6 protein-coding genes are annotated in these 3,993 nt (G+C 72.2%); 1 reads left to right on the top strand and 5 read right to left on the bottom strand.

From position 1 onward, the window contains the following. Positions 1–60: 60 nt before the first annotated feature. Genes ACFW1A_RS23890 through ACFW1A_RS23870 form a run of 5 tightly spaced genes read right to left on the bottom strand, consistent with a single transcriptional unit; the run spans position 61 to position 3,397 of the window. A complete protein-coding gene (locus tag ACFW1A_RS23890; protein ID WP_380411316.1) occupies positions 61–1,044 on the bottom strand; it encodes a hypothetical protein in 984 nt (327 codons plus the stop codon). Positions 1,045–1,095: 51 nt separating this feature from the next. Then, on the bottom strand, positions 1,096–1,755 hold the full coding sequence (locus tag ACFW1A_RS23885; RefSeq protein ID WP_380411314.1) for a hypothetical protein: 660 nt from the start codon (positions 1,753–1,755) through the stop codon (positions 1,096–1,098). A 60-nt stretch (positions 1,756–1,815) separates the two neighbouring features. Continuing rightward, on the bottom strand, positions 1,816–2,358 hold the full coding sequence (locus ACFW1A_RS23880) for an ATP-binding protein (protein WP_380411312.1): 543 nt from the start codon (positions 2,356–2,358) through the stop codon (positions 1,816–1,818). After that, positions 2,355–3,005, bottom strand: coding sequence for a hypothetical protein (locus ACFW1A_RS23875; RefSeq protein ID WP_380411309.1), 651 nt, complete (start codon positions 3,003–3,005; stop codon positions 2,355–2,357). Before ACFW1A_RS23875 ends, ACFW1A_RS23880 begins: the two co-directional genes overlap by 4 nt. Further along, positions 3,002–3,397 (bottom strand): hypothetical protein, encoded by a 396-nt coding sequence (locus ACFW1A_RS23870; protein ID WP_380411305.1) that lies wholly within the window; start codon positions 3,395–3,397, stop codon positions 3,002–3,004. The genes ACFW1A_RS23875 and ACFW1A_RS23870 overlap by 4 nt, the downstream gene beginning before the upstream one ends. A gap of 139 nt (positions 3,398–3,536) precedes the next feature. Here ACFW1A_RS23870 and ACFW1A_RS23865 point away from each other — a divergent pair. Further along, a partial coding sequence (locus ACFW1A_RS23865) for a GntR family transcriptional regulator (protein WP_380411302.1) occupies positions 3,537–3,993 on the top strand: 457 nt, incomplete at its 3' end.

Genomic DNA, 3,993 nt, shown 5'->3' with positions numbered 1-3,993 from the left:
CGCCCACCAAGTCTGGTGGGCGCCCCCAGTGCGTGCCGACAGGCTGCTCCGTCGTGCCGGTCACTGCTGGTACGGCGGCCGTTCGCGCGCCTCGGCCCGCAGGAGGTACCGGCGCCGGGCGGCCGCGGCGCAGCTCCGGACGAGGAGCGCCCGGCGTAGTGCCCGGGGCTGCTCGGGAGGGGCCGGCGGGGTCGGCCAGCAGGCGTTGCTGGTCACAGTCACCGTGATGAGGCGGCGGCCCGCACGGTGCCGGATGCGCAGGGGGGTGCCGTTGTTGAGGTGGAAGCAGGCGCGGTGGAAGGCGTCGTTGTCGGTGAAGGGGTCCAGGCAGTGGTCCTGCCCGGGGCGGTCGGGCGGGGTGCCCCGGGCGCGCAGCAGGCGGGCCAACCAGCGCAGGGCCTGGCCTGGGGAGTGGTGGTGGCTGACGAGGTGCAGCGGGGTATGGCGGGCACCGGCGAGGTCGGTGCTGGTGTAGGTGGCCGTGAAACCGGCGGCGGGCACGGAGGTCCTCGGGGCGCTCGGGGCGGTGGCGGCCGGGCTGGCTCCGGCCTCGCGGGGGTGGCTCGCGCTCGCCAGCGTGGCGGGATCGAGAAGGGAGTGGCCCAGCCACCGCCCCGAGGTGAGGGTGCCGGTGACGGGCGGCCAGTAGGCCCAGCGGACGACGGCGGGCTCGGTGATGGCCGGCCCGTCGATGAAGTCCGGGTCGGGGGCGGGGTTGGGGACCTTGATGTGCTCACCGGCGGGCACGAGGTGCGCCTGCGGATGGTGGTCGAGCCATGGCTGCTCCGGGCCTGGGGCTATCAGCCAGTAGGTGAGGGCGGTGGCCGCGTCGTGCAGCACCGGTCCGAGGCGGTGGGCGCAGGGGCCGGCGAGGGCGGCGGCGAGCAGCGGCAACCCGATCGTGGCCGGCAGGGAGACTGTGTCCCAGCGGTGGCCGGTGGGGATGGCGATCAGGCGGTCTGGTTCCACGAAAGCCCAGCGGATGAAGGCCTGGTCGCGGCGCTGACGGCCGAGGACTCCGAGCAGCCATATGGCTGGTGGCATGGCTGCGGCCTGGGCGGGCGTGGGGTGGCGTCGGGGCGCGGTGGTCACTGTCTATCCCCTGCCGCGGGGGCCGTTGATGACGGTGTAGCGATCCACGGTCTTGCCCAGGCCGAGGGTGACAACCCTCGCGGTGCCGTTCAGGCGCAGTACCCGGCGGGTGATCGGGCCGGCCATGTTGGCGACTTCGCACGGGTTGCCGTCGACCCGGATCCAGCTGCCGACGTGGATCTCGCCGACGGTCGCCGGGGCGGGGTTGATGAGGACCCGGCCGTCGGACAGGCGGATCCCGGTGCGGTCCCGGCCAGTGACGTGCACTCGGGCGTTGAGGGGTCGGGCCTGCGGGGCGGGGCGGGTGGGTTCGGATGCGGGACGCATGGGGGATTCCGTTCGAGCGTGCTGGCGCCGCGGCCGGGGCCGGGGGGGCGTGGTGGCCGCCGGCGGCGGCGGGTTCACCGGCCCGGGCGGCTGGCAGGTGGTGAGGACGGTGAACGTGGAGACGGTCTGCGCCCGGGCGAGTGAGAGGACGAGAGCGCCCCTGTCGAGGTGCAGGGTGCGTCCGCCGTCGAACCGCCAGAACAGGTTGGTGATCTCGTGCGCCGTGTCGCCGACCTTGATCCAGCAGCCGATCCGGAGCTCGTGCCCGCCGGTTGCGACGGGAGTGATGAGGATGGTGCCGTCCGGGAGCCGGAACCGGTCGGGCCCGATGCGCACCGGGGTCTGCCTGGGGCCGCGCGGGCGTGGAACTGTGGCGGGCACAGTGGGCTCCGATCTTCAGTTGGGTGAGGCGGTGAGGGGGCACCGGGCCCAGACGGCCTTCCCGCCGTCGGCGGGTTCCCAGCCCCAGGAGTCGTTGGTGACGGCCCGTACGAGGCCGAGGCCGAGGCCGCCCTCGAAGGCCCCGGGCTCGCTTGTGTCGAGCATCGGTCCGCGCCGGTCGCCGTCTCGAACGACGACGAGGATGGCGAGGGTGTCGGTCTCCTCCAGGACCAGGTCGAGCTGCACCCAGTCGGGGACGTCGCGTCGGTGCGGCAGCAGCGGGTCGGCCGCGGGCCAGCAGGTGCCCTGGTTGATCACGTGCTTGATGACGTTGGTGAGCAGCTCCGTGAGCACGAGAGCTGCTTCCTGCACCGGGTGGTCGGCGGGATCCTGTGCCGGGTTGACGATGACGACCCCGCGGTCGGCCAGCCATCGTCGACAGCGGTCAACCGCGAAGGCCCTGAAGAAGGGGATGTGCTCGGCCTTCAGGTGTGCTTCCCGAAGGGTGTAGGCGGTGAGCTTCTCGTTCTCGGCGCCGAGCTGGACGGGCAGGGTCATGTCGCCTCCGTGCTGTGCTGCCGTCGGCCGAAGAAGGCGGCGACGTCGTGCGGGCGTTCGGTGGTGGGCCGCCTGGTGCCGGCTGCCACCTGGAAGGCCGTGAGTGCCGGGCCCGAAACCTCGTGGAGGGCCTTGGCCAGCTCGCCGGTGAAGGTGAGCCGATCCGAGCCGTCCGGCTCGACCAGCCAGTTCGGGGTGCTGCCGTGAGGGACGCCGGGCCTGGGGCAGAGCAGCTGGTGGGTCCCGTCGGACTGCAGGTGGACGGTGAGTCCGCGCCCCCAGTTCCACGGGCCCTTGGGCGTCTCGGCTATGCCGGTGAGCAGGACGCTCCAGGGGTGGGTGAGCACCGGAACGAGGAAGAAGGTCCAGGTGACGGTGGACAGGACCGGACCGGGGCTGTCCAGCGTTCGCAGGGCGGGTTCCCCCAGCTGGGGGTGGACGCCGATGGCCTCCCACCCGAGGTTGGGGGCGAGCCGGATGGGGGCGAGACCATGCGGCTCGTGCCAGGCCCCGGCGCAGGAGGCGGGCTGGCCACGGAGCAGCCAGCGGGCGCCGGGCGTGAGGTCGGCCACCGGCTGGATGGAGAGGGTGCCGGGCGTTGCGGTGCGGTTGGGCGCGGGGGCGCCGTGGGTTGCGGTGGGATTCACGGGGTGTCTCCAGGCAGGTCGAGCTCGGCCCACACGGTGTGCTGGTCGTCTGCGTCGCCGGTGCTCTGGGCGAGATCGGCGATGATGCGCCGGGTCACCTGGGGGATGGTGAACGCCCTGGGCTGTCGCGCTGTGATCCGGATGCGGTGGCCGGCCGTCGACAGGGTGAGGTGTGCGACGGCGGTGGGGCTGACGAGGGCGAAGAGCTCGCTGCCGATCTGGACCAGGTCCTCGACCTTGGCGCTGCGCGCCTCGCTGGTGCCGGGGATGGTCGGGGGCAGGCCGGTGGCGGTCGAGTCGGTGAGGCGGTTGCGGATCCACTGCCGTAGTTCGGCGGCCCGGGCGCCCTGTGCGGGCAGTCGGATCTCCCAGGAGTGGCCGGTGTTGGGCATGATGGGTCCTCAGCTCCAGTTTCTGATCACAGAAACGAGTTTTCTGTACTCAGAATGGCGACGCCTCTGGCGTCAGTCAACCGACTGCGCGAAACTTTGTGAGTACAGAAAGTCCGTGATCTTGGAAGGACACTCGCCAGTGCCGGAGCAGCAGCCCCCGGAGTACATGCGGATCGCCGCCGACCTGCGCCGACGCATCAAGGGCGGCGAGTTCCCACCAGGCTCTACGCTGCCCACCCAGCCAGAGCTCCAGGAGGAGTACGACGTCTCGCCCACGACCGTCCGCAATGCCGTGCGGGAGCTGCGCGAGGAGGGCCTGGTCGACGTCGGTCGAGCCCGAAGCGGAACCAAGGTCCGGGAGCGGCCGGTCATCCACCGGCTGCTCGCCAATCGCTACTCCGGCGCCGGCCAGACGTCGTCGACCCCGTTCACCCTCGACCAGGGCGCAGCGTGGTCGGAGTACCGGCTCGACAAGCGCTTCGAGGTTCTGCCCGCAGCGCCGGACGTCGCGGAGCTCTTCGAGGTGACGCCCGGAACCAAGCTGCTGGCGCGCCACTTCGTCTTCTACGACGCCGGCTCCCCAGTGCAGATGTCCC

This window comes from Kitasatospora sp. NPDC058965, assembly GCF_042741245.1.
In the GTDB taxonomy this organism is placed as follows: Bacteria; Actinomycetota; Actinomycetes; order Streptomycetales; family Streptomycetaceae; genus Kitasatospora.
This window is presented reverse-complemented; position numbering and strand designations above follow the sequence as displayed.